Annotated in this window: 20 protein-coding genes; 5 read left to right on the top strand and 15 right to left on the bottom strand. The window is 64.2% G+C overall.

Annotated features, from left to right (window positions below; translation table 11 throughout):
- Positions 1-29 precede the first annotated feature (29 nt).
- The gene (locus tag FVF58_RS07440; protein WP_149669258.1) at positions 30-1,493 is read right to left on the bottom strand and encodes a M20 family metallopeptidase; all 1,464 of its coding nucleotides are present in this window, start codon (positions 1,491-1,493) and stop codon (positions 30-32) included.
- Positions 1,494-1,663: 170 nt separating this feature from the next.
- On the opposite strand from FVF58_RS07440, the gene FVF58_RS07435 reads away from it, so the two are divergent.
- Positions 1,664-1,975, top strand: coding sequence for a superinfection immunity protein (locus FVF58_RS07435; RefSeq protein ID WP_149669257.1), 312 nt, complete (start codon positions 1,664-1,666; stop codon positions 1,973-1,975).
- 145 nt (positions 1,976-2,120) lie between these two features.
- On the opposite strand, the gene FVF58_RS07430 is transcribed toward FVF58_RS07435, so the two are convergent.
- The 4 genes from FVF58_RS07430 to FVF58_RS07415 all read right to left on the bottom strand — a co-directional run bounded on the left by FVF58_RS07430 (position 2,121) and on the right by FVF58_RS07415 (position 5,702).
- Entirely contained in the window at positions 2,121-2,393 is a 273-nt protein-coding gene (locus tag FVF58_RS07430; RefSeq protein WP_149669256.1) for a YodC family protein, read from the bottom strand.
- Positions 2,394-2,867: 474 nt separating this feature from the next.
- Positions 2,868-4,442 carry an MFS transporter gene (locus FVF58_RS07425; RefSeq protein WP_149669255.1) on the bottom strand — a complete coding sequence of 525 codons (1,575 nt, stop codon included), beginning with the start codon at positions 4,440-4,442 and terminating at the stop codon, positions 2,868-2,870.
- 31 nt (positions 4,443-4,473) lie between these two features.
- The gene (locus FVF58_RS07420; RefSeq protein WP_149669254.1) at positions 4,474-5,112 is read right to left on the bottom strand and encodes a TetR/AcrR family transcriptional regulator; all 639 of its coding nucleotides are present in this window, start codon (positions 5,110-5,112) and stop codon (positions 4,474-4,476) included.
- A gap of 164 nt (positions 5,113-5,276) precedes the next feature.
- Complete coding sequence (locus FVF58_RS07415) at positions 5,277-5,702, bottom strand: OsmC family protein (RefSeq protein WP_149669253.1); 426 nt, start codon at positions 5,700-5,702, stop codon at positions 5,277-5,279.
- Positions 5,703-6,075: 373 nt separating this feature from the next.
- Between FVF58_RS07415 and FVF58_RS07410 the strand changes: the two genes are divergently transcribed.
- A complete protein-coding gene (locus FVF58_RS07410; RefSeq protein WP_149669252.1) occupies positions 6,076-6,384 on the top strand; it encodes a DUF4148 domain-containing protein in 309 nt (102 codons plus the stop codon).
- Between the two features lie 237 nt (positions 6,385-6,621).
- On the opposite strand, the gene FVF58_RS07405 is transcribed toward FVF58_RS07410, so the two are convergent.
- From FVF58_RS07405 to gltA, 6 genes are all read right to left on the bottom strand, one after another.
- A complete protein-coding gene (locus FVF58_RS07405; RefSeq protein WP_149669251.1) occupies positions 6,622-7,176 on the bottom strand; it encodes a carboxymuconolactone decarboxylase family protein in 555 nt (184 codons plus the stop codon).
- 35 nt (positions 7,177-7,211) lie between these two features.
- Complete coding sequence (locus tag FVF58_RS07400; protein ID WP_149669250.1) at positions 7,212-8,540, bottom strand: aspartate aminotransferase family protein; 1,329 nt, start codon at positions 8,538-8,540, stop codon at positions 7,212-7,214.
- Positions 8,541-8,572: 32 nt separating this feature from the next.
- Positions 8,573-9,631 (bottom strand): C45 family autoproteolytic acyltransferase/hydrolase, encoded by a 1,059-nt coding sequence (locus tag FVF58_RS07395; protein WP_246216972.1) that lies wholly within the window; start codon positions 9,629-9,631, stop codon positions 8,573-8,575.
- Positions 9,632-9,774: 143 nt separating this feature from the next.
- Complete coding sequence (locus FVF58_RS07390; protein ID WP_149669248.1) at positions 9,775-10,629, bottom strand: MurR/RpiR family transcriptional regulator; 855 nt, start codon at positions 10,627-10,629, stop codon at positions 9,775-9,777.
- A gap of 96 nt (positions 10,630-10,725) precedes the next feature.
- Entirely contained in the window at positions 10,726-13,005 is a 2,280-nt protein-coding gene (locus FVF58_RS07385; RefSeq protein WP_149669247.1) for an amylo-alpha-1,6-glucosidase, read from the bottom strand.
- A 279-nt stretch (positions 13,006-13,284) separates the two neighbouring features.
- On the bottom strand, positions 13,285-14,583 hold the full coding sequence (gene gltA, locus FVF58_RS07380) for a citrate synthase (protein WP_149669246.1): 1,299 nt from the start codon (positions 14,581-14,583) through the stop codon (positions 13,285-13,287).
- 460 nt (positions 14,584-15,043) lie between these two features.
- Here gltA and FVF58_RS07375 point away from each other — a divergent pair, with 460 nt between their 5' ends.
- Entirely contained in the window at positions 15,044-15,445 is a 402-nt protein-coding gene (locus tag FVF58_RS07375; RefSeq protein WP_149669245.1) for a hypothetical protein, read from the top strand.
- A 17-nt stretch (positions 15,446-15,462) separates the two neighbouring features.
- Here FVF58_RS07375 and FVF58_RS07370 read toward each other — a convergent pair whose 3' ends face one another.
- The 3 genes from FVF58_RS07370 to FVF58_RS07360 all read right to left on the bottom strand — a co-directional run bounded on the left by FVF58_RS07370 (position 15,463) and on the right by FVF58_RS07360 (position 18,510).
- Positions 15,463-16,257: an alpha/beta fold hydrolase gene (locus FVF58_RS07370; protein WP_149669487.1), complete on the bottom strand. Its 795-nt coding sequence runs from the start codon at positions 16,255-16,257 to the stop codon at positions 15,463-15,465.
- Between the two features lie 353 nt (positions 16,258-16,610).
- Complete coding sequence (mreB, locus tag FVF58_RS07365; protein WP_149669244.1) at positions 16,611-17,663, bottom strand: rod shape-determining protein; 1,053 nt, start codon at positions 17,661-17,663, stop codon at positions 16,611-16,613.
- Positions 17,664-17,850: 187 nt separating this feature from the next.
- Entirely contained in the window at positions 17,851-18,510 is a 660-nt protein-coding gene (locus FVF58_RS07360; protein WP_149669243.1) for an alpha/beta hydrolase, read from the bottom strand.
- 239 nt (positions 18,511-18,749) lie between these two features.
- Here FVF58_RS07360 and FVF58_RS07355 point away from each other — a divergent pair, with 239 nt between their 5' ends.
- Entirely contained in the window at positions 18,750-20,327 is a 1,578-nt protein-coding gene (locus tag FVF58_RS07355; RefSeq protein WP_149669242.1) for a DHA2 family efflux MFS transporter permease subunit, read from the top strand.
- Between the two features lie 109 nt (positions 20,328-20,436).
- Here the strand turns inward: FVF58_RS07355 and FVF58_RS07350 are convergent, their stop codons facing one another.
- The gene (locus FVF58_RS07350) at positions 20,437-21,189 is read right to left on the bottom strand and encodes an AraC family transcriptional regulator (RefSeq protein ID WP_149669241.1); all 753 of its coding nucleotides are present in this window, start codon (positions 21,187-21,189) and stop codon (positions 20,437-20,439) included.
- A 788-nt stretch (positions 21,190-21,977) separates the two neighbouring features.
- Here FVF58_RS07350 and FVF58_RS07340 point away from each other — a divergent pair.
- Complete coding sequence (locus tag FVF58_RS07340) at positions 21,978-24,128, top strand: phosphocholine-specific phospholipase C (protein WP_149669240.1); 2,151 nt, start codon at positions 21,978-21,980, stop codon at positions 24,126-24,128.
- Positions 24,129-24,228 lie beyond the last annotated feature (100 nt).

The following is a 24,228-nucleotide window of genomic DNA, read 5'->3' as shown; positions in this document are numbered from 1 at the left end:
GGACGCCCGGGCCGCAGCACTCAAGGCGCTCAAGGCGCGGCGGCGATCACTTCGGCCACCGCGGCCGTGAGCTTCTTGCCGTACGGCACGTGCAGGAATTCGTTCGGTCCGTGCGCATTCGACTTCGGCCCAAGCACCCCGCACACCATGAACTGCGATTTCGGGAAGCCCGCCTTCAGCACGTTCATCAGCGGGATGGTGCCGCCTTGGCCTATGTATGCGACATCGGCGCCGTAGTGGCGACGCGACGCGCTGTTGAGCGCCGTGGCAAGCCAGGGCGCGAGATCGGGCGCGTTCCAGCCACTCGCCGCGCCCGCGTCGGGTTTGAACGTGACCTTCGCGTTGTACGGCGGATCGAACTCGAGCAGCGCCTTCAGTTCGGCGACGGCCTTTTCCGCTTCGATCAGCGGCGGCAGACGCAACGACAGTTTGAACGCGGTGCGCGGGCGCAGCACGTTGCCGGCATCGGCGAGCGCGGGCAGACCGGCCGCGCCGGTCACCGACAGCGACGGACGCCACGTCGAATTGAGCAAGGCCTGCTGTGGATCGGTGGTGGTGGGCAGCACCTGGCGGCCGTCCTGGCCGCACGCCCACGGCAGTTTCTTCCAGACGTCGTCGCCTAGAATCTGCGCGGTCGCTTCCGCTTCGCGCAGACGGTCCGACGGGACCGGGCAATGGAAACCCTTCGGCAGCAGCGTGCCGTTGGCGGCGTCCTCCAGCCGGTCGAACAGTTGCCGCATGATGCGGAAGCTCGACGGTGCGATGCCGCCGTAGCCGCCCGAGTGAATGCCTTCGTCGAGCACCTGCACTTCGAGGTCGCCGGCGACGAGTCCGCGTAGCGACGTGGTGAGCCACAGTTGATCGTAATTACCAGCGCCCGAATCGAGGCAGACGACGAGACCCACCTTGCCGAGCCGTTCGCGCAGCGCGTCGACGTAGGGCAGCAGATCGTAGCTGCCGGACTCCTCGCAGGTTTCGATCAGGCCGACGCAACGCGGACGCTCGATGCCTTGCGCGTCCAGCGCGGCGAGCGCCGTGAGGCTCGCGTAGATCGCGTAGCCGTCGTCGGCGCCGCCGCGGCCATAGAGCTTGCCGTCCTCGAGCTTCGGCGTCCACGGGCCGAGGTCGGCGCGCCAGCCGTCGAACTCGGGCTGCTTGTCGAGGTGGCCGTACAGCACGATGGTTTCCTCGCTGCCCGAACGGGTCGCGGCCGTTTCGAAGAAGATCACCGGCGTGCGGCCAGGCAGGCGGATCACTTCGAGTTTCAGGCCGCGCACGGGCTGCTGTTCGGCCCATTGCGCGGCGTCGGTGATCACGCGCTCCAGATAGCCGTGCTTGACCCAGTCGGGATCGAACGCCGGACTCTTGGCCGGCACCGCGATGTAGTCCGTCAACGCGGGCACGATCTCGTCGTTCCACTTGCGGTCCACGAATTCGCGCAGCGTGTCGGGGTTCAGGCGTTGCGCCTGCTGGGTCGTATCGTCGGAGATCATGATGGCGGTCCTGGCGGTTCTGTTCTGTCGGAACGGCCATGATAGTCTGGATGCGCGATCGGCTGAACCCCTTGGCGCATGCAGGCGCGCCGCAAGCGCCGGAGCGCGGCTGCGCGGATCGACCAATCGCGCGACAATCTCGCCATGGATCGCGTATCAGGAGCCCTCTCATGCATGGCAACGTGATCGTCCAGGTTGTCGGCGCGGTGGTCGCGCTGGCGCTGTATTTTCTACCCGCCATTCTCGCGGACCGCCGCAAGCGTCACGACCTGCTGACGCTGGCGCTCTTCAATGCATGCGTCGGCTGGACCGGGTTTGGCTGGCTGCTCGCGCTCTACTGGTCGTTGCAACCGAACCCGCCGAAGAATGTCGCCGGCGAGGTGGTGCAGACGCGCAAGCTCATGGGGATGCGAGCGTTTTCGTCCGCGCTGATGCTGCGCGTGCAGAAACGCGCGTCCGCGCGGGACCGTCAGGAAAATTGATTCTGCTGGTGCGGCCTGGCCGGGAGGTGGCCGGTCGGTGAGCGGTTGGCCCGCCTGGGCCCGCTTAGGTCCGAGTACTTGGCCGCAGCGGTTAGCCCGAAAGGCGGCCGAATCCATCGACCGCCTTTCGGCTCATTCGATCCATTCAGGCGGCACGGCCAACCCGTTGCCATTGCACGGAGCCAGCCGGAATCGAGCGCGGCTCGGCTCGCACACTGGCGGGAGAGAACATCTCGCGGCGCAGTTCGCCGTACTCGTCGAACCACTCGCAAACCAGCCAGTGGCCCGCATCGAGGGCGACCGGACCTGCATAGGTGACGGTCATGCGTGGGCCCCCAGCTTTCAACGTCACGACGTCGCCGACTTTGAAGTCGGTGGTTGCCGGTGTGTGGAATGCATCAATGGTAGCGGTCAGCATATTATCCCCCTACGGAACCTTTGAGCGTTATTTAAGTCATCGCGCCGGCTTTCTCGACATTCGACCTACTGGGTGGACTCTAAAGTTCGCAAAGATTAACAATCGAATTTAAATGCGGCAAGCGCTTTTTATTGATACCGTTTTCATGGACGCTGGAATAGCTTTCAATCGCGGCCCAAGTCGTTTGAAACCAGGAAAATCCCTGAAAGCCGGCCGCAACACGCCAGCCATGCCGCACTGCACTATAAAACCATTTACTGCGGGCCCGCCTCACTACTCAGTACAAAATCCCGGCACATTCTTCATATCTTAGCGTGGCTCAAATGCAGCACGGATTTATCGCAGCAGCCCGACGTGAAAGTCACCTATGAACGAAAAACTCACGGGTAAATAATTGGGCTGACTATGTTTTTATTTAATGCCTCGATAATGTGCGCAAACCAACGGTTGAAAACGATTACCACCGTCGTTTTTTCAAGCCGGCTGCGCGGAACGGCGCAGCACCAGTTGCTGATGCCGCACCAGTAAAACGCTCAAACCGATGCACACGAACATCAATAGCGCGTTAATCGCGAGGCTGATCTGAAACCCGTGCGCGTATGCAGCGGGCGCCGCGCTGCCGCCGATCGCGCCGAAGAACGCGCCGCTGATCGCCGCCGTGCCGAACGCCGACCCGATCTGCAGCGTCGACGACACCACGCCCGACGCCAGACCGGCTTTCTCCGGTGCGACTTCGAGCAAAACGATGCGCATGATCGACGGCAGCAGCAAGCCGTGGCCGACGCCCGCGCACACCAGCCCGGCATAGAACAGCAGATCCGGTGTAGCGGACTGGGTTGCGGACCAGCCGGTGATCGTGAAGCCGAGCGTCATCATCGAAAAACCGAGCGTGAGCACATGGCCGCCAATGCGTTTGACCACCGCAGGCGAAGTCAGCGGCCCGATCACGAAGCCGATTGCAAACGGCATGATCGCGATGCCTGACGCGAGTGGCGTCCAGTGCAGACCGGTTTGCAGGAAGATCCCGTAGGTCAGGAAGAACGCGCTATTGCAGTAAAACAGGAACGCGAGCACCAGCCCCAGCGCGAACGCGCGGTTGCGGAATAGTTGCAGGTCCACCAGCGGATGACCGCCGCGGCGCTCGACGCGCCGCTCGGTTGCCACGAACAGTGCGAACGCGGGGACCGCGAGCGCGAACATCACGAAAGTCCAAGCCGGCCAGCCGGCTTCGCGGCCGTGCGTCATCGGGTAGATGACCAGCAGCAGCACCGCGGACAGCAGTGTGACGCCCTTCAGGTCGACGCCGGTACGTGTGGCAGGCTGATTCTCCGGCACGAACTTCCACGTACCGACAAACGCTGCAATGCCGATCGGAATATTGATCAGGAAGATGATGCGCCAGTCCAGTCCGAACGGGTGGTACGTGATCAGCGCGCCGCCGCCCAGTTGGCCGACAATCGACGACAGCCCGAACACGAAGCCGTACAGGCTCATCACCCTGGTCTGCTGATGCAGCGGCACGACCGCGCGGATGGTCGCGAGCACTTGCGGCGCCATCACCGCGGCGGCGATGCCCTGCACGATCCGCGCAATCACCAGCATGTGGCCGCTGGTCGCGAAGCCGCAGAGCGCCGAGGCGGCCACGAACGCGGCCATCCCCGTCATGAACATGCGGCGCCGGCCGAACAGATCGCCGAGACGGCCGCCCGTGATCAGCAGCACCGCATACGCGGACGCGTAGGCGGAGACCACCAGCTGCAATTGCGCGTCGGTGGCGGCGAGGCCGGTGTGGATCGACGGCAGCGCCAGGTTGACGATGAAATAGTCGAGAGGCGCGAGGAAAGCGCCGACGAACAGGACCGCGAGCGCGAGCCCTTGGCGTTCGAAGTGCGGCGCGGCATTTTCCGCCGATTTTTTCGCGGCCTTTTCCGCTGAGACGCCCGCAGCCATGCCGGCGGCCACCGCCCCCGGACAGGTCACGGCGCCCGCGAGCGCCCGCGCTGGGCCAACAAATGCCGCCGGAGCGGACTTGATCGCTTCGCTTTTCATGACTGATCGTTCAAAAATTAGGTAAAAAAATTTAGACGAGCGCGCGCATCGCGACGTCCACTATCCCTATCAGCGCGTCTTCCTTGTGGGCGACCCGCCCCAATACGCGCAACCCCTGCATCACGCACAGCAGGAAATCGCCGACGGCTTTTTCGTCGAGCGTCGAATTGAACGCGCCGCTCGCCTGGCCTCGAATCACCGATGCCGCCAGCAGCGTCGCCATACGACGCTGGATCGCCGCAACCCGGGTGCGCAGTTCCTCGTCGCCCGGTTGCATTTCCAGCGTGGTGTTGGTGATGAAGCAACTGCGCTCGCCGGTCAGCGCGCCGGCGACTCGCGCGTAGTGCAGCAAAGCGTTGCGCAGCGCCTCTTCCGGCGGCACCGGCGCGTTCAGCCGCTCGGCCAGCCGCGCGACCGAGCCTTCCGCGTAGTGCTCCAGAGCGGCGAGCATGATGCCGTGCTTATCGCCGAACACACCGTACAGACTGCCGCGCAGCAGGCCGGTGGCCTTGCACAGGTCGTCGATCGACGTGGCGTGATAGCCGTGGTTCCAGAACACCTGGCTCGCGCTTTTCAACACGGTGTCCGTGTCGAACTCACGCGGCCTGCCTCGTGGACACACCTCGCCGGCTTTTTTCGCGGATTGCTTGAAAGGACCAGATTGCTTCATGGGGCTGATATTATGACTAACCGTTCAACAAATCAAGGCCGGGTTTTCGTAGGGAACGGCGAAGGGTTCGCGCAGCCGGCCGATCGTCATATAAAAAGCCGGCGGCAGGGCTTGCCCCGCCGCCGGCCTTATCGTGTGATGCTTGCCTGAAAAGGCGCGCGAACTCAGGTTTCGAGTTTCGCGTCCATCGTGATCGTCGCGTTCAGAACCTTGGACACCGGACAGCCCGCCTTCGCGTCCGCGGTGGCCTTGTCGAACGCGGCCTTGTCGCCGCCGGGGATTTTCACCGCCACATCCAGATGCACTGCGGTGATCGTAAAGCCGCCGCCGTCCTTGTCGAGCGTCACGGTGGCGGTCGTGCCGATGCGTTCGGGCGTGATGCCGGCTTTGCCCAGTTCCGCCGACAACGCCATCGAGAAACAGCCCGCGTGCGCAGCCGCAATCAGCTCTTCCGGATTCGTGCCGATGCCGTCCGCGAAGCGCGTCGCAAACGAGTATTGGGTCTCCTTGAGGACGCCGCTGTCGGTGGAAATCGAGCCCTTGCCGTCTTGCAGGCCGCCTTGCCAGACTGCTGATGCCTTGCGCTTCATCGCTCTCTCCTGTTGTGCCCTGCTTCGCGCGCTTCACGACCGAAGATGATGTCCGCCGCGACGGTCTCGCCCGGATGTTCGCGGTTCAGGCATCGGTCGCAAGTCCCCGAGGGACTTCCTTCGGGCGTGTCGCGCGGCGCCGCAGGCGCGGGCGTGGACCGAACTTCATCATAGGCGCTTCCGTGTGCCGGCGTCGTGACGATCCCGCCACCGGATGCCACGAAAGCCCTCTTCGAGTATTACATCAAAAACGGTAACAATATTTCCTTACAATGCGTCTTTTTTGCCGACCTCACAAACAATAGACTGTTTTCAACGGATCGGCACATGGGATTCCACCCGATCTCTCAACAATCGAATATTGGAGGTCATCATGAAATCGCTTCTTTCCGCAGTTGTCGTCGCATCCGCTCTCATTGTTCCGGCAATGTCGTTCGCCCAGCAGGCGAACAACGGTCCGGTGACGCGTGCAGAAGTACGCGCTGAACTGGTGGCCGCGCAAAAGGCGGGCCTCGTGTATCAGAACGACACCGAATATCCGAAGACCGTGCCGCAAGGTAACGCGGTAGTTGCGTCGACGCAGGGTTCGAAGGACGTGGGTGGTGTGAACGCGGGTTCGTCGGCGGCTGGCGCGTCGTCCTCGGTGCAGCAGCGCCTGTTTTCGACCTATCGCGGCCAGTAAGCTGCCAGGCCGCGCGGTGGGCGGAGTAGTTAGTGAAGGTTGGTGATGTGGCAGTAGCAGCAGAAACGCCCCGGTTGCAATTCGCAACCGGGGCGTTTTTCATTTGCCATGCGCCGTGTGCTGTGCGCCCTGCGTGTTGCCCGCTTGCATGTTTGCGTGCTGCGCCCCGCGCAAGCCAAAGCGGGTTGCTTTGCAAAAAAAGCGCCAGCCGAGCCAACCCCTCAGCCACGCGACCTGCTATTCAGCAAACGGCAAGCTTTCCTGCCCCACCGCCCGCATTCCGAACACGTTCAGCGTCATGGCCACCAGCGCGTAATAGCCGAGCAGGCCCACCAGGTTGATCACCACCTGAGGCCCGAACCGGTCGACCGCCTTCGCGTACAGCGCGTCCGACACGCGCTTCGTGTCGTACAGCTCGCTCGCGAAGTCGTGGATCAGCGCGTCGTCGGCGTCCGCGAAGGCCGGGCGCCGTCCCTGCCGGATCGCCTCGGCGTCGGCTTCGGCCACGCCCGCTTCGAGCGCGATCGGATAGTGGATGTACCACTCGGCCTGCGCCTGCCAGCGCGCCGCGGTCACCAGAATCGCCAGCTCCGACAGCCGCAGCGGCAAGCCGGTCCGATAGCGGCAGAACGCGCCCAGGCGCTGCGCCTGCTGCGCCAGTTCCGGGCTGTGAATCCAGCCGAGAAATGGCCCGTTCAGATTGCCGCGCGGGCCGGACAGAATTTCGTCCAGCACGGCCTTCTGTTCGGGCGTGGCGTCGGACAGTTCGAAGTGAGGCAAACGCTCGGTCATCATCGTTCTCGGAGGTGGCGGTTGGGTCGGATGGCTCAGATGGTGTGTAGCGCGCCGTCGATCGCGCCGGCAAGCCGGCTGACAATCTCGTCGATATCGCGTTCGGTGCAGATGAACGGCGGCGCGAGCAGCACATGATCGCCGATCTTGCCGTCGACCGTGCCGCCCATCGGATACACCATCAAGCCGCGCGCGAACGCTTCACGCCGGATCGCCGCGTGCAGTTTCAGCGTCGCGTCGAACGGCGTCTTGCTCTCGCGGTCCTTGACCAGTTCGACGCCGACGAACAGCCCGCGCCCACGCACGTCGCCGATATGCGGATGCTGCGCATACAGCTCGCGCAGCCGCGCGCGCAACTGCTCGCCGCGCGCCAGCACGTTCGGCAGCAGCCTGTCTTCCGCGATCACGCGCTGCACTTCGAGCGCGGCTGCGCACGCGGTGGCGTGGCCGATATACGTATGACCGTGCTGAAAAAAGCCCGAGCCGCCGACGATCGCCTGATAGATCCGGTCGCTCACCAGCGTCGCGCCGATCGGCTGATAACCCGCGCCGAGCCCCTTCGCGATGGTCAGCAGGTCCGGCGCCACGCCGTCCTCTTCGCACGCGTATAGAAAGCCGGTGCGGCCCATGCCGGACATGATCTCATCGAGAATCAGCAGCACCCCGTAGCGATCGCACACCGCGCGAATCTTGCGGAAGTACTCGCGCACCGGCGGCACCGCGCCCGCCGTCGCGCCCACCACCGTTTCCGCGACGAACGCGGCCACCGTGTCGGCGCCGAGTTCGAGGATCTTCTGCTCGAGTTCGTCGGCCAGACGTTGCGCGAACGCTTCGTCGGTTTCGCCGGCGCGCTGCTCGCGGTACGCATAACACGGGCTGACGTGATGGGCTTCGATCAGGATCGGCAGGAACGGCTCGCGCCGCCACGCATTGCCGCCGATCGCCAGCGCCCCCAACGTGTTGCCGTGATAGCTCTGACGACGCGCGATGAAGTGGCGGCGCTGCGTTTCGCCCGTCTCGACGAAGTATTGGCGCGCCAGTTTCAGCGCAGCCTCGATCGCCTCCGACCCACCCGACACCAGGTACACATGTTCGAGCCCGGCCGGCGCGTTCGCCACCAGGCGCTCGGCCAGTTCCTCGGCGGGCTCGGTGGTGAAGAACGACGTGTGCGCGTAGGGCAACTGCTGCGCCTGGCGCTTGATCGCGTCGATCACCCGCTGGTTGCTGTGGCCCAGGCACGAGACGGCCGCGCCGCCGGATGCGTCGATATAGCGCTTGCCGGTGGAGTCGATGATCTCGATGCCGTCGCCCGCGACGGCGACGGGCAGCGATTGCTTCGGCGAACGATGAAAGACAGTGGACATGGTCTCAATTCCTGATGGTTGCGCCAACGTGCTCAGGCGCCGGTCGGCTCGCTCGCTAAGCGGGCAATGAAGGTGTCGAAATCGCATTGCCCGTGCCGGAAAACTTTCATCGACACGCCCGCGCCGCCGATCTCGAAGAGCGCGGTGGCGAGGGTGTTTTCGTCGTCGGGGTCGAGCGGATCGTCGCGGTAGATCGGCAAGCCGGATGGCGCGCGATCCTGCAACACGTCGAGCAACGCAGCGGGTTTCAACGGGCTCGCGAGCGCGGGCAGCAATGCGTCCACGCGCAGTTGCCGGTCGCGCGATGAATCGGTGACGATTTGCGCCTCGGCTTCGCAGCCCGGATGGATCATATGATTCGCGTGGCCCGCGAGCGTGGACACGCTTTGCACCGAACAGCGCCACGCGCTGGCTTCGACACTGAAGAGCCGCGCGTCGCCCGCGCAGCCGAGCGTGTGATGAAAGCCGCTCGCCGCCGGCGCGGTGCGCAGCAGGTGCAGCGCTTCGTCGAGCGAGCCGGCGTCGAGCACGGCCCGCGCGAGGATCATTCGAGGCACGCCGGCGCTGGGCACGCGGATCCGCAGGTTATTGATCGCCTGCGCGATACCGGCGCGGTTGGCGGCGAACGTGTGCCCCAGCAGCGATCCCGGGTAATAGAAGCTGACGAAGCCGGGCTTGCCGGCAGGTTGAACCTCGACCAGCGCGCAGCGATCGCGCAGAAACGGGTCGCCGTCCTCGTTGTGCGCGATGAAGCGCCGCTCGCCTTCGACGGCCGCCAGCGTGGTGCAGCCGTCCGGCGCGTGATGGATCAGTTCGCCGCGGCAGTTCCACAGAAACACGTCTTCCGCCGACCAGCCGAGACCTGCCGCCATGCCGTCCAGCTCGGCCAGCAGCGCCGGAAAATGCGCACGAGCCGCGTCGCGCAGCGCCTGCACGAACGGCTCGCCGCGCCACTGCCGGACCGCGCGCCACGCACTGCTTTGCTCCATGTATTCGGTGAATACCGGCCGCGCGATTTCACCCAGCCGATAGCCGATTTCATACGGCTCGCCGCTCACCCGAAAAAGACTCAACTCCTGCTTCGCCGCCACGGCTTGCACCCTTTCAACAATCGATCCGCATTTATACTGTAAAACAACATTTGTTGTCAAACGGTGCGGCATTGATTCAGGTGGAGCGATCCCGCTGCACGCAGGACTGCAGCCCACCTAAACCGGGAACCACACGGGAATACTCAAGGCACGTAGGCGCCCTTCGCATGCAAGGACTGCTCGGCAATGGCCAGTTGCTCGACGGCGCCCGCGCCTTCGAGTGCGAGCAGATGCGCAACCAGCGATTCAGCGATCGCGGTGGCCGCCACCAGCGACGGAAAGAACGAGGGGCTCTCGTGCGAAAAGATCAGCACCGTGTCGGCGTTCAGCGCGATCGGCGAAACCGCGCTGTCGGTGATCGCGATCAGCTTGCTGCCTTTTTCCAACGCCGCTTCGGCCACGCGCGCCGCTTCGACCGAATAGGGCGCGAAACTGATGACGATGGTCGCGCTGTCGCGCTCGATCGTGCGCAGCTGCATTTCGAGCGTGCCGGCCTCGCCGTTGAGCAGCGACACCGACGGCCGGAACAGCCGGTACCCGTACACGAGGCCGAACGCCACCGAGTAACACGAGCGAAAGCCCGCCACATGCACGTGCGGCGCACGCCGCAACAGCCGCGCCGTTTCCACGATCACGCGACCGTTGTGCGCGGCGGTGACGTCAAGATTGTGCTGTTGCGCGATGAGCAGATCGTTCGCCAGCGCGTCTTTCGATTTGACCAGCGAACGCGCGCGGCTCGTGAGCGGCTCCGGCCGCGTGCGCACGCGCGCGACGAACAGGTTGCGCAATTCGTTCCAACCGGGAAAACCGAGTTGCTGCGACAGGCGCACGAGCGAAGCCGGTTGCACCTGCGCGCGCTCGGCCACCTTGCGCATGGACGAGACCGCGACCTCGTCGGGATGATCGAGCAGGAAACCTGCTCCCATCTGGAATTGCGGACTCAGTTCGGAGAAACGCGCCCGGATCAGGGCGGCGAGCTGGTCGAAGCTGTCTGGCATGCGAGGGTCCGGGCGAGCCGCCGATAACGATGACAACAAATGTTACCACCCGGCGCCCCGCATTCAACAGCACCAGCCGCGGTTTTCAGCACACCGCTACAGCAGCGCGACCACCCGCACATCGCCCTGCTCGGCCGACGCCACCACCTTCTCGCCGATGCGGCGGAAGGTGATCGACACCGCCGAATCGCCCACCCGCAGATCGCCGATTTCGAGCCAGTCGATACCTTCGGGCAGCATCGGCTGTGCGATCAGCACTTCGCGCCGCTCGGCGTCGATCGTGATGCCCAGACACGCTTCGAGCATCATGAACGGCGAGCCCGCCGCCCAGGCCTGCGGCAAACAGGCGACCGGATACGCGGTGGGCGGCTCGCCGCGCCGCCGCGGGAAACCGCAGAACAGCTCGGGCAGACGCATGTCGAAGTTGACCGCCGCCTGGAACAGCGCCTGCAGCAGCCGCACCGCCGCCGCCTTGCCGCCGTACTGCGACAGACCGCGCGCGCACAGTGCGTTGTCGTGCGGCCAGACCGACCCGTTGTGATAGGCCATCGGGTTGAAGCGCGCCTGGCTCGCGGCCAGCGTGCGCACGCCCCAGCCGGTGTGGAACAGCGTGGAGTCGAGCGCGCGCACCACCGCTTCGCCGCGCTCGCGAGTGGGCAGCCCGAAGGCCAGCAGATGGCCCGCATTCGACGCCATCACGCGGCACAGTTCGCCGTGACCGTCGAGCGCGATGCCGTAGAAGCCGGACTCTTCCATCCAGTACTTCTCTTCGACGCATTGACGGATCTTCTTCGCGCGCTCGCTGTACTCCGCGGCCGGCTCGCGCAGGCCGCGCAGCTTCGCGAAGCGGGCCATCGTGTCGAACGCGGCGCTCGCGTACGCCTGCACCTCGACGAGCGCAATGGGGCCGTCGGGGAAGCGCCCGTCGGCGTGGAAGACCGAGTCGTGGCTGTCTTTCCAGCCCTGGTTCGCAAGGCCGCCGTCCGACTCGCGCTGATAGTCGAGCAGGCCGTAACGATTCTTGTCGCAGACGCCCGCGACCCATTGCGCGGCGCGTTCGAGCGCGGGCCACAATTCGTCGATCAGCGCGAGGTCGCCGGTGCGCGCCGCATAGGCGCCCGCCAGCACGATGAACAGCGGCGTGGTGTCGACGCCGCCGTAGTACAGCGCGAACGGCACTTCGCCGGCGGCCGCCATTTCGCCCTTGCGCATCTCGTGCATGATCTTGCCGGGCGCGGCGTCGCGAAACGGCGAATTCTCGCGCGCCTGATGCTCGGCGAGAAAGCGCAGCACGCCCGCGGCCAGTTGCGGTTGGATCCACAGCGTCTGCAGCGACGTGATGACGGCGTCACGGCCGAACGGCGTCGAGAACCACGGGATCCCGGCATACGGATAAGGGCCGGTCGCGAGATCGGTGGTCAGCAGGCCGAGGTCGGCGAGCGAACGGTCGATCCATGCATTGAACAGCGGGTTGCTCGAGCGCACGCGCGCGGTCGCGCGGCGGCGCTCGCGCATCACGAGGTGCGCGTCGACCAGTGCGGCGCGCACCGCCGCGCGGCCCACGCGCGGACGCTCCGCATCGATTTGCGACAGATGGATTTCGCTCACCGCGTGCACGGGTTGCGAGACGTCGGCGCCGGGCTTGTTCGGGTTCGCGATGACCTGCACGGCCACCGACAGGTAGATCGACACGCACGCCTGAGCGGGCAGCTTGACGGTGTAGTCCGCGCGATCGGCGAACAGCTTGTCGGGCTCGGGCGCGAACGCGATCTGCACGTTGCGCGCCACGTCGTCGAGGCCGACATAGCCGAGCAGCACCTCGCGATTCTCGACACGTGCCGGTTCGATGCGGCCCTGCTTGTCGCGCTTCAGGCCGCGCACTTCGAACATGTCGCGGAAGTCGCTGGCGAACGAGATGGACAGCGGCACGACGGCGTCGCTCGTGCCGTAGTTGGTGAGTTCGATGGCCTCGTTGAGCACGGTGCCCGACAGCACGCGCACGCGCTCGACGTGGATCACGCCTTCCGGCGTGCTGTCGCCGCCGAGCGGCGGCAGCGGACGATTGGTCAGATGCGCGGTGAACGAGGTGTTGTCGTTGCTGACGCTGCCCGATAGCAGCGACGGCGCGCGCCCGCCGAAGGTCAGGCGCAGTTGCGAGAGAACGCGGGTGTCGTTGACGAACAGGCCGTCGTCGTGACCGGTGATGTCACCGAGCGGATCGTTGACGATGAAGGTGTCGCCCGACTTCAGCACGTGCTGCGTGGCGCTCGCGACGTTGAGGTTTTCCGTCGGGATGAATACGCCGTCCTGCTCGGGTTCGCGGTGATCGACACCGCCCGCGAGGGACACACCGCCGAGGGCTTCTGGATGCTGCATCAGGGTCACTCCTATGAGTTCGCTTGCGCGTACAGTTTGCGTTCAGCTTCACTTTCGGTGGCCGCGTGATACTGGCCGGTCGCTTCCGATTGTAGAGGGTCTGTCCGCGTCAGACGAACTTATCACAGGGGAGTTTCGGTTTTTTTGCGAGGTTTTTGTGTGGATTTCCGTGGCACAGGACGTGCAGGGGTTTTGTCTTGCGGCGCGGCAAGGCCGGTTTGGTTTGCAGTAAAAAGAAAACCGTCGCGCAGCCACAGGCTGCACGACGGTCTCGGCACATCAACGCTTTGCCACCGGCGTAGCGACGCGCTGCGTCTCGCCTACGAACAGCTGACGCGGACGCCCGATCTTCTGTTCAGGATCGGCAATCATTTCGTTCCACTGCGCAATCCAGCCGACCGTGCGCGCCATCGCGAAGATACACGTGAACATCGCGGTCGGAATGCCCAATGCGCGCTGCACGATGCCCGAGTAAAAGTCGACGTTCGGATACAGCTTGCGCGACACGAAGTAGTCATCTTCCAGTGCAATCTTTTCCAGCGCCATTGCCAGTTTGAACAGCGGGTCGTCGTGCAGGCCCAGTTCTTCCAGCACTTCGTGGCAGGTTTCGCGCATCAGCTTCGCGCGCGGATCGTAGTTCTTGTAGACACGGTGGCCAAAGCCCATCAGCTTCACGCCCGAGTTCTTGTCCTTCACCTTCGCGATGAATTCGGGGATGTTGTCGACCGAGCCGATTTCTTCCAGCATGTTCAGCGCGGCTTCGTTCGCGCCGCCGTGCGCCGGGCCCCACAGACACGCGATGCCCGCTGCGATACACGCAAACGGATTCGCACCCGACGACCCCGCGAGACGCACGGTCGAGGTCGACGCGTTCTGCTCGTGGTCCGCGTGCAGGATCAGGATGCGGTCGAGCGCGCGCACCAGCACGTCGTTGACCTGGTACTCTTCCGCCGGGTTGGCGAACATCATGCGCATGAAGTTCGCGCTGTACGACAGGTCGTTCTTCGGATAAACGAACGGCTGGCCGACGGTGTACTTGTACGCCATCGCGACCAGCGTCGGCAGCTTCGCGATCATGCGGATCGCGGAGACGTCGCGGTGCTGTTCGTTGCTGATGTCGAGCGAGTCGTGATAGAACGCGGACAACGCGCCGACCGCGGCGACCAGAATCGCCATCGGGTGCGCGTCGCGACGGAAACCGCGGAAGAAGAAATGCATCTGCTCGTGCACCATCGTGTGCTGCGTGACGGTGTTCTCAAACTCTTCCTTCTGCTGCGCGTTCGGCAGTTCGCCCCTGAGCAGCAGATAGCAGGTTTCGAGGAAGTCGGCGTTCTGCGCCAGATTGTCGATCGGATAACCGCGATACAGCAGCTCGCCCTTGTCGCCGTCGATATACGTGATGGCGGAATTGCATGCCGCCGTCGACATGAAGCCCGGGTCGTATGTGAACTTGCCGGTCTGTCCATACAGCTTGCGAATGTCGATCACATCCGGTCCGAGCGAGCCCTGATAGATGGGCAGTTCAACGGTCTGATCGCTGTCCGAGAAGCTCAGCGTTGCGTGTGTCTTCGAGTTCATCTACACGTTCCTTTTACTTTCCTGTCGCACACTTGCCGGCATGCCTGATTGTCATATCGTCGTATCGCGCCGTGTCGTTTCGTCATGAGCGCAGCGGCATGCCAGGCTCCGCTTCGCATTCTACGGGCCATGGAGTCGTTGATTGCGACGATTGACCGCAACAATCCATCTCGGCTCGCGCAACATTCGTTGCCATTGATTGGCACTGGTTGCCTGCCGCACGCGCCAATGCACCGCGCGAAAGATGCGCGCTTGACTTCGCCATGTTTCACCGCATTGCCAGCGAAATGAAAGTTGGGACACTTGTTGCAACAATGTTTTGCGGCGGCTGGACTGCGCGAAGAGAAGCGCATCTGCGATACTGAATTCGTGTTGTGCTTCCCTGCTAACACATCGCTGTATTTGGCCCGCCGCGCTACGGCGGGCCTTTTTAATCAGCCAGAAGAACAGGAAGGACCCGATGAACGCCTCTCTCGAAACGCTATTTCCGGATCACGTGCACGCGGATGACAAAGTTGTCAGCGCGCTGAATCACCAGGACATCGTGGTTGCGTTGTCAGCCGCGCTGAGGACGCAGGACGTGGCGGTGCTGCACATGCTTTATCCGCGCACCGACGCGCGCACGCATCGCAGTCTCGATACGCTCGTGGACGTGCTGCACGGCCACGGCCTGCATCAAGTGGCGGACCTGATCGCTCAGGAAGCGCACTATCTGCTGTTCAAGGACCCCGTGAAGGCGTGGAAAGCCTTCCACGAAATTCGCAACGACTCGCTTGCGATCGGCGTGCATCTGTACTATCACGGGCTCGTCGGCGAAGCGGCGGAACATGCGCTCGACAAGGACGCGCATCGCAAGGGTTGAGTCACGACGCGCTGATCTCACGCCTCGCGCGCATTCACCGCCTGAATGAAGCCGTCGACGTAGCGATTGAACGCGCCCGGATGCGCGAGGTTCATTCCGTGCGACGCGCCGCGCACCGTCTCGCGGCGCGCATCGGGCAGCCACTCCTGCAGCGCGGTCGCAGTGCGCCGGAACATGTCAGGACTCTTCTCGCCGTCGATCAGCAACACGGGGCAGCGCACTTCGGCCACTTCGTCGGGCACGTACGCCGGCAGCGGATCCTGCAGTTGCAGCGCGAGTGTGTGCGCGTTATCGGTCGCCATCCTGCGAAAGCCCGGCGTGCTCATGGCCCAAAAGCCGGGCCGGCTGACCGAATCGACGAACAGTCGCAGGCCGCCTTCCACGTCGCCCGCCTCGATCAGTTGTGCGGCTTTCGCGCGCAGCACGTTGACCGTCCCCGGCAAGCGCGCGGCGGGCTGCCCGGCAATCTGCAACTGGCCGCCCGGGTCGGCGAGCGTCAACGTACGCACCCGCTCGGGATGGCGCCGCGCGAATTGAAACGTCACGCTGCCGCCGCGCGAATGCCCGACCACATGCGCGGGCCGCGCGCCAAAGCGGTCGATGAACTCCGCGACTTCGTCGGCATGCCGGCTCCAGCTGAACGGATGGCCGGGCTGCTCAGCGGCCGCCGGCCAGTAGTGCGTGAGGCTCACCGCCACACAGCGATACTGCTTCGAAAGCCCGGCGAGTTGCGGTTGCCAATAGCGGTAATCGCATAGCGAGCCATGCACGAACAGCAGCAATTCGCCTTCGCCGGCTTCCACATAGGGCATGCGCAGACCGCTTTGCAGTTCGATGAATGACGGGGATGAAGCGGAAGCAGATTGATTCACGAGTGGTTCGTAGACAGCGCGGCGGCACGCGACGTTCGTGGGGCGCCTGCGCGAGAAACGGAGTTGGGGAAAGCAACCAAAGAAAAACGTGCACACGTCCTTGAGTTTCGAACGTGATGCGTATTCTCACATAGCCGCTAAAAGTGTGCGACGGCGCGTCCGGCGCCCTGGTCGCGGTGTCAGACTACAGCGATGGCGCTACCGTTTGCACCTGTCCAGCTGTGATGCCGGTCAAAACGCGGACTCTCGCGCCCGACCCGCCCGCAGCCATCACCGGCAGTATCCGCCGACACTCACTCGTACCCAGCCTCATCGGCCCAACCCGCAGCCGCCGCCACGCCCGCGCCCCGCACCGCGCAGGTCAGCGGTTCGTCGGCGACCCGCACTTTGAGGCCGATCTCATTGGTCAGGCGGCGCTCGAGATTGCCGAGCAGCGCGCCGCCGCCCGTCAGCACGATGCCGTTGTCCGCGATATCGGTCACCAGCTCGGCGGGCGCCATTTCAAGCCCGCGCTTGACCGCGCCGATCACCTGAAGCAGCGGCCCTTCGATCGCCTCGGCGATATCGTGGTTGCTCAACTGGACCGTGCGCGGCAAACCGTCGTCGGCGCTGCGGCCGGTCGCGTTCATGTGTTCGAGCGGCACGTTGCGCAGCGCCGAACCGATGCTCTTCTTCACGTGCTCGGCGGTCTGCTCGCCGAGCAGCACGCCGTACAGATTGCGCACATAGCTCACGATCGCCGCGTCGAAGTTGTCGCCGCCCACCCGAATCGAGCCGCTATAGGCGGTGCCGCCCAGCGCGATCACGCCGACTTCGGTGGTGCCGCCGCCGATGTCGACCACCATCGACCCGGTCGCCTCGGCCACCGGCAAGCCCGCGCCGAGCGCCGACGCCAGCGATTCGCCGATCAGGCTGACCTTCCACGCGCCGGCCGCCTCGGCCGCTTCCTTGATCGCGCGCCGCTCGACCTGGGTCGCCCCGGCCGGCACGCACAGCGTGAACGCGGCGCGCCGGCTGAACAGCGAGCGCGGGCGCGCCATATCGACGAATTGCCGGATCATGTGCTCGGCGGCGGAAAAGTTGGCGATCACGCCGTGGCGCATCGGCCGCACCGCTTCGAGATTGCGCGGCACGCGGCCCAGCAACTGACGCGCTTCGGCGCCCACTGCCGCGACCCGCTTGGGTCCGGTCGCCGCCTCTTTCTGAAAGCACACGACGGACGGCTGGTTCAGCACGATGCCGCCGTCGTTGGTATAGATCAGGGTATTGGCCGTGCCCAGGTCCACCGTCACGGAATGACGGAATAGTCGCTCGAAAAGCGGGTAATACGGCGTCGGTCTGGCCATATGAAGGCTCTGATGTCTCGTTATCCGCCCACGCGGGCAGTCTGAAAATGCGCCCCCGGAACTCCGAGCCGCCCATACGCCCTGCTGGGCGCTGCGCGGTCCGCGCGGCGGGGGTGATTTTCAAGCTATTGCCCTATTAACGGCAAGCAGATCAGAACCTTTAACACCACTTTCAATCGGGGCCGTGTCAGCCGCGCGACAGTGCGCCCAGCGTACGCGTGAGCGCCTGCCGGCCGAGTTCGACGCCGTCGGCATTGATCGTATGGCCGATGCCCGGCAGCGCGTATGCGTCGATGCTGTAGCCCGCGTTGCTGAATGCGTCGGCGGCATATTCCAGCTCGCGCACCGGAATGACTTCGTCATCCTCGCCGTGGATCAGCGTGAGCGGCGTGCCGTTCTGCGCGACGATCGCCGACGCGAGCCGCCCCGAATACGCGACGACGCCGGCCGCGCCTTCCGCGCTGGTCGCCACGTGATGCATCGCCATGATCGAACCTTGCGAAAAGCCGACGAGCGCAAGCCGGCCGAAAGCCACCTGCCAATGCGCGAGTTCAGCGTCGAGCATGCGGCGCAGCGCCGGATACGCAGCGGCCACGCGCGCCTCGCGATTGCCCTCGGTGACGTCGCGCAGGCTGAACCACTGACGGCCGCCGAAACCGCCGTCGAACGCCTCCGTGCCGTCGAGCGACGTGAACGCCACATCAGGCAGACTTTCGCTCCAGATGTCGGCGAGCGGCATCAGATCGCGCGCATTGCTGCCGACGCCGTGCATCAGCACGACGAGTCCTTTTGCCGGCGCGCTATTTGGCGCGCGCCGCCAGCCGTGTTCGAATTGCTCCCAGGCCATCTCGGTTTCCTCTCTTTCTGTGTTGATTCGTGGTTCGTGGTACCGCACCCCAGCCGCGAGCATACGCTGGCCGCCTCGATCGCGCCGGCCAGACTGCATCGGCCCGCGACGTCAAAATCCGAATGCAGGTATGCTTTTGCGAGCATTCGACGGGCCCGCTGTCCCGCGCTAAATTGCACAACCGTTAGCCCAACCGTCAACCGTCCAGCACGTCCGCAGCATCCCATCCGGAGAGCCGATTGAGCCAGCCCACCGCCGCGCCCGCTTCCGCGCCGCCCGCGCCACCGCCGCCGCTCGAAGGCGGCAGACTGGTTCTGGCGACCATCGCCGTCGCGCTCGCCACCTTCATGAACGTGCTCGACACGTCGATCGCGAACGTCGCGATTCCGACCATCTCAGGCAACCTCGGCGTCTCGGTCGATGAAGGCACGTGGGTCATCACCGTATTCGCCGCCGCCAATGCGGTGGCGATTCCGCTGACCGGCTGGCTCACGCAGCGCATCGGCCAGGTGAAGCTGTTCGTCGGCGCGATCCTGAGTTTCGTGCTGGCTTCGTGGCTGTGCGGCATTGCGCCGACGCTGCCGATCCTGCTGCTCGCGCGGATTTTCCAGGGCGCGGTGGCCGGCCCGCTGATTCCGCTGTCGCAAGCCATCCTGCTCGGCTCGTATCCGAAGGAGAAATCCTCGACCGCGCTCGCACTCTGGGCGATGACCGCGACTGTCGGTCCGATCGCGGGCCCGGCGCTCGGCGGCTGGATCACGGATAGCTATAGCTGGTCGTGGATCTTCTACATCAACATTCCGGTCGGCCTGTTCGCGGCCGCCGTCACGTGGATGATCTATCGCACCCGCGAGTCGCCGACCCGCAAGCCGCCCATCGACGTCATCGGGCTCGGCCTTTTGATTGCGTGGGTCGCGTCGCTGCAGATCATGCTGGACAAGGGCAAAGACCTCGACTGGTTCCAGTCGCCGGTGATCGTGGGGCTCGGCATCACGGCGCTGATCAGCTTCGCGTTCTTTCTGGTCTGGGAGCTGACCGAAGAGAATCCGATCGTCGATTTGCGGCTATTCCAGCAGCGCAACTTTCTCGGCGGCACGATTGCGATTTCGGTCGCGTATGGCGTGTTCTTCGGCAATCTCGTGTTGCTGCCGCAATGGATGCAGGAATACTTGAATTACCGCTCCGTGGATGCCGGCCTCGTGACCGCGCCGCTCGGCGTGTTCGCGGTGATACTCGCGCCGGTGATGGGTCGCGTGCTGCCGCGTTCGGATGCGCGCGTGATCGCGACGCTCGCGTTCATCGGCTTCGCGATCGTGTTCTACATGCGTTCGAAGTACGTGATCGAAATCGACACGTGGCATCTGGTGATGCCCACCCTGCTGCAAGGCATTCCGATGGCGATGTTCTTCGTGCCGCTGACCGCGATCATCCTGTCGGGCCAGCCGCCGAACAGGATTCCGGCGGCGGCGGGCCTGTCGAATTTCGTGCGCGTGTTTTGCGGTGCGGTGGGCACGTCGATCGCGGGCAACGAATGGAACAACCGCACCGTGCTCCATCACGCGAGGCTCACCGAACAGGCCACGGTCAACAATCCCGTGTTCGCCCAGCAGATCGACACGACCCAGACGCTGCTGCATCTGAATACGCAGTCGGCGCACGCGCTGTTCGATTTCACCGTGAACAGTCAGGCCGCGATGATGGGCCTGAACGATATCTTCTTCGTGTCGGCGATCATCTTCATTCTGATCATTCCGTTGATCTGGATTACGCGGCCGGCTAAAGGCGGCGGTGGTCCCGATGCGGCGGGCGCGCATTGAGCGAGGGGCTTTGCCTTTTCGCTTTCGCTAGCGGTTCTGGCTGCCGTCTTTGCGCGAACTCGCGCTGGCTGATTCTTTCGCATGACAGCGCGGCGACAGCCGCGCCGCGTCAGCGGAAATAGCGCGCGGGCGTATCGCCGAACGCGTCGCGGAACACCGCGATGAACGACGACACGTCGTTGTAGCCGACTTCGAGCGCGACCTGCGTGACACTCGCGCCCGCGCCCAGATGTTCGAGCGCGGCCAGCAGCCGCAATTGCTGGCGCCACTGGCCGAAGGTCTGCCCGGTTTCCCTGACGAACAGACGCGCCGCTGTGCGAGCCGTGACACCCGCGGCCGCGGCGAGGTCTTCGAGTACCGCGGCCTGTGCCGGATTCGCGCTCAGCGCGTCGGCGATCCGCTGGATCCGCGGATCGACTGGCCAGTTCAGACCCAGCGGCGCGGCGCGCAAGCCCGGCAGGCGATCCAGCAGCACTTGCAGCAGCCGGTTGGCGGGCTCGTCGAATGGTTGGTCGCGCGGCAGATCGGCGGCAGCGCCCAGCAAGGCCTGCACGAGCGCGTCGGGCACGAGCGCGCCGCTTTGCGCGAGCAGCGGCGCGGCGTCCGCCGACGCATACAACGAATACAGCTGCACGGCACGCGTGGCGCACAGGCAATGCAGCAGGTTCGGCACGATCCACACCGCGTGGCCGGGCGGCACGACCCATCGTCCGGTCTCGGTGCGCACGGTCAGCACGCCCTCGCTCACGTGAATCAGCCGTGCGCGGTGATAGGCCCGCCACGGTTCGTCCAGCGTCTCGTGACGCTCGCCTACTACGAAGACCAATTGCTCGACGCCGTCAGGATCGAAGGCTTCCGTCATGGTGTGTGCTGTGCCGCGTTGCTTCCACGAAGGCAGCAAGATTAGCACGCCTCGCCGGTGAACCTGCGCGACGCGCTTGCCAGCAGAATCGCGGCTTCAATGGTCCGAGCCCGATGAATTACGCTTCCATGCTCGAACCGATTCGTCGCGACCTGCGGCCCCATCTGGGCACCGGCAAAAGGTGGCCGACTACGTCCCCGAAGTCGCGAAGATTTCCGCCGACCGTTTCGGCATGGCGATCGGCACCGCGACGGGCGAGGTCTAGCGCGCCAGCGAAGCCGGCACGCGTTTTTCGATTCAGAGCATCTCGACGCTGTGCGTCTGCACGATGGCGTTCCGGCCGCTCGGCGACGCCGACAGACACAGAATGAACTTTCCTCAGTATAAAGACTTCTTTCAACTGAAATGTATTCATTCTGCTGACACATTCCTTTTTTATTCTTTGTGACGCTACTCGCCACTGCCCAGGCAATAGCGTCGTGTTCAGACCAGATCAGATCACCATGCAGATCGATCAACTGTCTTCATAATCAGTATTACTAATTGTCAACCTGACGATGAGATCCCGCCAATGACCCAATTCCTGTTGTATGGCCGTGCCGTAGCGGCCTGCATCGTTCTGAGCTTGTCGCTAACCGCCTGCGGCGGGTCTTCGACAAACCCGTCAAGCGTCGACAACTCCGCTTCTGGCGCCAAGCCGTCCTCCGCTGCGCCCAGCGCCAAGCTGAGTTGCGCGCCCTGATACCGCGAAGTGCAGTCCCGCGCTCAATTCCTACGTAGCCAAGACCATGAAAAAACTCGATCGACGCAGTTTCCTCACCGGTGCCGCCAAGTCGGCAGGCGCCGCCCTCGCGCTGGGTATGCTGCCGCCCAGTATCGCCCGTGCGCTTGCCGTTCCAGCTGCGGTAGACACCGGCACCATCAAGGACATCAAGCACATCGTCATTCTGATGCTGGAAAACCGTGGCTTCGATCATTACTTCGGCACCCTGAAGGGCGTACGCGGCTACGGTGACCGCTTGCCGATTCCACTCGAGAGCGGCAAGGACGTGTGGTACCAGCAGGACGCAAGCGGCAACGTGATTCCGCCGTATCACATGGACATGACCAAGGTTAAGGCACTGCAATCGCCGAGCACGCCGCACAGCTTCTCCGATATGCAGGCGGCCTGGAATCAGGGCAAGTCAGGCCACTGGCCCGTTTACAAGACGCCGTACACGATGGGCTATCTTGCCCGCAACGACATTCCGTTCCATTTCGCGCTGGCCGAAGCGTTCACGATCTGTGACAACCACTTCTGCTCGACCACGAGCGGCACGGACCCGAACCGCGTGGTTTTCTTCTCAGGCTCGGGCTTCGACCCGAAGCTGGCGAAGAGGGGCATCAACAGCGACGACCGGACCTCGGAACCCAACAACGATCGTTGCTGGATCACCGGCACCATGCCGACGCCGGGCTATACGTATCCGGACAACGCACTCACGTGGCTTTCCCTGCCGTCAGTGCTCGAGAAGGCCGGCGTGAGCTGGAAAATCTACCAGGACACCAACGACAACTGGACCGGCGCCATGCATGGCGGCCTGGCTTTCGAAGACTTCCGCACCGCCAAGCCCGGCGATCCGCTGTACGTGAAAGGCCTGACGGACTACTCGATTGCGGACCTGAAAAACGATGTGATGGGCAACACGTTGCCCGAAGTGTCATGGATCTTGTGCACGGCAGCCAACTCGGAACACTCCGGCAACAGCAATCCGGCGATCGGTGCGAACTTCACGGCCGAAGTGCTCGACGCGGTCACCGCCAATCCGGATGTCTGGGCGCAGACCGCATTCTTCCTGACCTACGACGAGAACGACGGCTTGTTCGACCATGTGGCACCGCCGGCGCCACCGTCGTACAACCTGGACGGCACACTGGCAGGCAAGGCCACGTTCCCGCTGGACGGTGAGTACTTCTCCGATCCGGCGAGAAAATACCTGAACCCCAACGACACCATCAGCGGCAACGTGCGGCCGTGGGGTCTCAGCGCGCGCGTGCCGATGTACGTCATCTCGCCGTGGAGCAAGGGCGGATGGGTCAACTCACAGGTTTTCGACCACACGTCGATGAGCCTGTTCTTGGAGAAGCGCTTCGATCTCACTGTCGACGCGGTCAGTCCGTGGCACCGCGCCGTCTGCGGCGACCTGACCTCGTGTTTCGACTTTGTTTCGCCGAACGATCCGGTCTTTCCCAAACTGCCGGATACGAGCAACTACCAGACCGTGCTGGCCGCCCAGGCCTCACTGCCCATCGCAGCGCCGCCGGCCACGCCGCAGCCGCTGTTCCAGGAGCCGGGCACGCGCTTTTCGCGCGCGCTGCCCTATGAGCTGCATACCAGCGCACGCATCGAAGGTCCCGGCCTCGTCAAGCTGATGTTCAGCAATACCGGTAAGCAAGGAGCAGTGTTCCATGTGTACGACAAGAATCACCTGGACCGCATCCCGCGCCGATACACGGTCGAAGCCGGCAAGACGCTCGAGGAATACTGGGACGACACGCTAAAGACCGACCAGGGCAAATACGAGCTCTGGGTCTACGGCCCGAACGGCTTCCTGCGTACCTTCGCGGGCAATGCAGTGGCCGCCAGTGCCGCGACCTTCATGCCGGAAGTGCAGGTCTGCTATGACACGGACGCCGGTCAGGTCTACGTGAAGTTGCACAACACCGGAAGTACGGCCGGCACGGTGACGGTGCAGTCCAACGCCTACCGCACCGATGGCCCCTGGCAGATGAATGTTGCTGCCCGCGATGTCGGCATGCTGCACTGGGACCTCTCGGGCAGCGGCAACTGGTACGACTTCACGGTAACGGGCGACAACTTCGTGCGCCGCTTCTCCGGTCGTATCGAAACGGGCAAGCCGACTGTTAGCGATCCGGCCATGGCGCTTCACCTGAGCTGAACTGGCTGCGGCCGGTGGAAGCGGCATCCGGCTTCCGCCGGCCGGCGAGTCGAGGACGTCGCAAACATCGGTCGATTGGTCGTTATCAATGCGGCGGGTT

It is taken from the genome of Paraburkholderia panacisoli (genome assembly GCF_008369935.1).
Taxonomy (GTDB): domain Bacteria; phylum Pseudomonadota; class Gammaproteobacteria; order Burkholderiales; family Burkholderiaceae; genus Paraburkholderia; species Paraburkholderia panacisoli.
Note: the sequence above shows the minus strand (reverse complement) of the source record. Positions and strands in the feature narration are given on the sequence as shown.

What these genes read in the sequence shown, in the direction of transcription:
- FVF58_RS07440 (WP_149669258.1), bottom strand. Translation starts at nt 1,493, where the DNA reads ATGATCTCCGACGATACGACCCAGCAGGCGCAACGCCTGAACCCCGAC.
- FVF58_RS07435 (WP_149669257.1), top strand. Translation starts at nt 1,664, where the DNA reads ATGCATGGCAACGTGATCGTCCAGGTTGTCGGCGCGGTGGTCGCGCTG.
- FVF58_RS07430 (WP_149669256.1), bottom strand. Translation starts at nt 2,393, where the DNA reads ATGCTGACCGCTACCATTGATGCATTCCACACACCGGCAACCACCGAC.
- FVF58_RS07425 (WP_149669255.1), bottom strand. Translation starts at nt 4,442, where the DNA reads ATGAAAAGCGAAGCGATCAAGTCCGCTCCGGCGGCATTTGTTGGCCCA.
- FVF58_RS07420 (WP_149669254.1), bottom strand. Translation starts at nt 5,112, where the DNA reads ATGAAGCAATCTGGTCCTTTCAAGCAATCCGCGAAAAAAGCCGGCGAG.
- FVF58_RS07415 (WP_149669253.1), bottom strand. Translation starts at nt 5,702, where the DNA reads ATGAAGCGCAAGGCATCAGCAGTCTGGCAAGGCGGCCTGCAAGACGGC.
- FVF58_RS07410 (WP_149669252.1), top strand. Translation starts at nt 6,076, where the DNA reads ATGAAATCGCTTCTTTCCGCAGTTGTCGTCGCATCCGCTCTCATTGTT.
- FVF58_RS07405 (WP_149669251.1), bottom strand. Translation starts at nt 7,176, where the DNA reads ATGACCGAGCGTTTGCCTCACTTCGAACTGTCCGACGCCACGCCCGAA.
- FVF58_RS07400 (WP_149669250.1), bottom strand. Translation starts at nt 8,540, where the DNA reads ATGTCCACTGTCTTTCATCGTTCGCCGAAGCAATCGCTGCCCGTCGCC.
- FVF58_RS07390 (WP_149669248.1), bottom strand. Translation starts at nt 10,629, where the DNA reads ATGCCAGACAGCTTCGACCAGCTCGCCGCCCTGATCCGGGCGCGTTTC.
- FVF58_RS07385 (WP_149669247.1), bottom strand. Translation starts at nt 13,005, where the DNA reads ATGCAGCATCCAGAAGCCCTCGGCGGTGTGTCCCTCGCGGGCGGTGTC.
- gltA (WP_149669246.1), bottom strand. Translation starts at nt 14,583, where the DNA reads ATGAACTCGAAGACACACGCAACGCTGAGCTTCTCGGACAGCGATCAG.
- FVF58_RS07375 (WP_149669245.1), top strand. Translation starts at nt 15,044, where the DNA reads ATGAACGCCTCTCTCGAAACGCTATTTCCGGATCACGTGCACGCGGAT.
- FVF58_RS07370 (WP_149669487.1), bottom strand. Translation starts at nt 16,257, where the DNA reads ATGCCCTATGTGGAAGCCGGCGAAGGCGAATTGCTGCTGTTCGTGCAT.
- mreB (WP_149669244.1), bottom strand. Translation starts at nt 17,663, where the DNA reads ATGGCCAGACCGACGCCGTATTACCCGCTTTTCGAGCGACTATTCCGT.
- FVF58_RS07360 (WP_149669243.1), bottom strand. Translation starts at nt 18,510, where the DNA reads ATGGCCTGGGAGCAATTCGAACACGGCTGGCGGCGCGCGCCAAATAGC.
- FVF58_RS07350 (WP_149669241.1), bottom strand. Translation starts at nt 21,189, where the DNA reads ATGACGGAAGCCTTCGATCCTGACGGCGTCGAGCAATTGGTCTTCGTA.
- FVF58_RS07340 (WP_149669240.1), top strand. Translation starts at nt 21,978, where the DNA reads ATGAAAAAACTCGATCGACGCAGTTTCCTCACCGGTGCCGCCAAGTCG.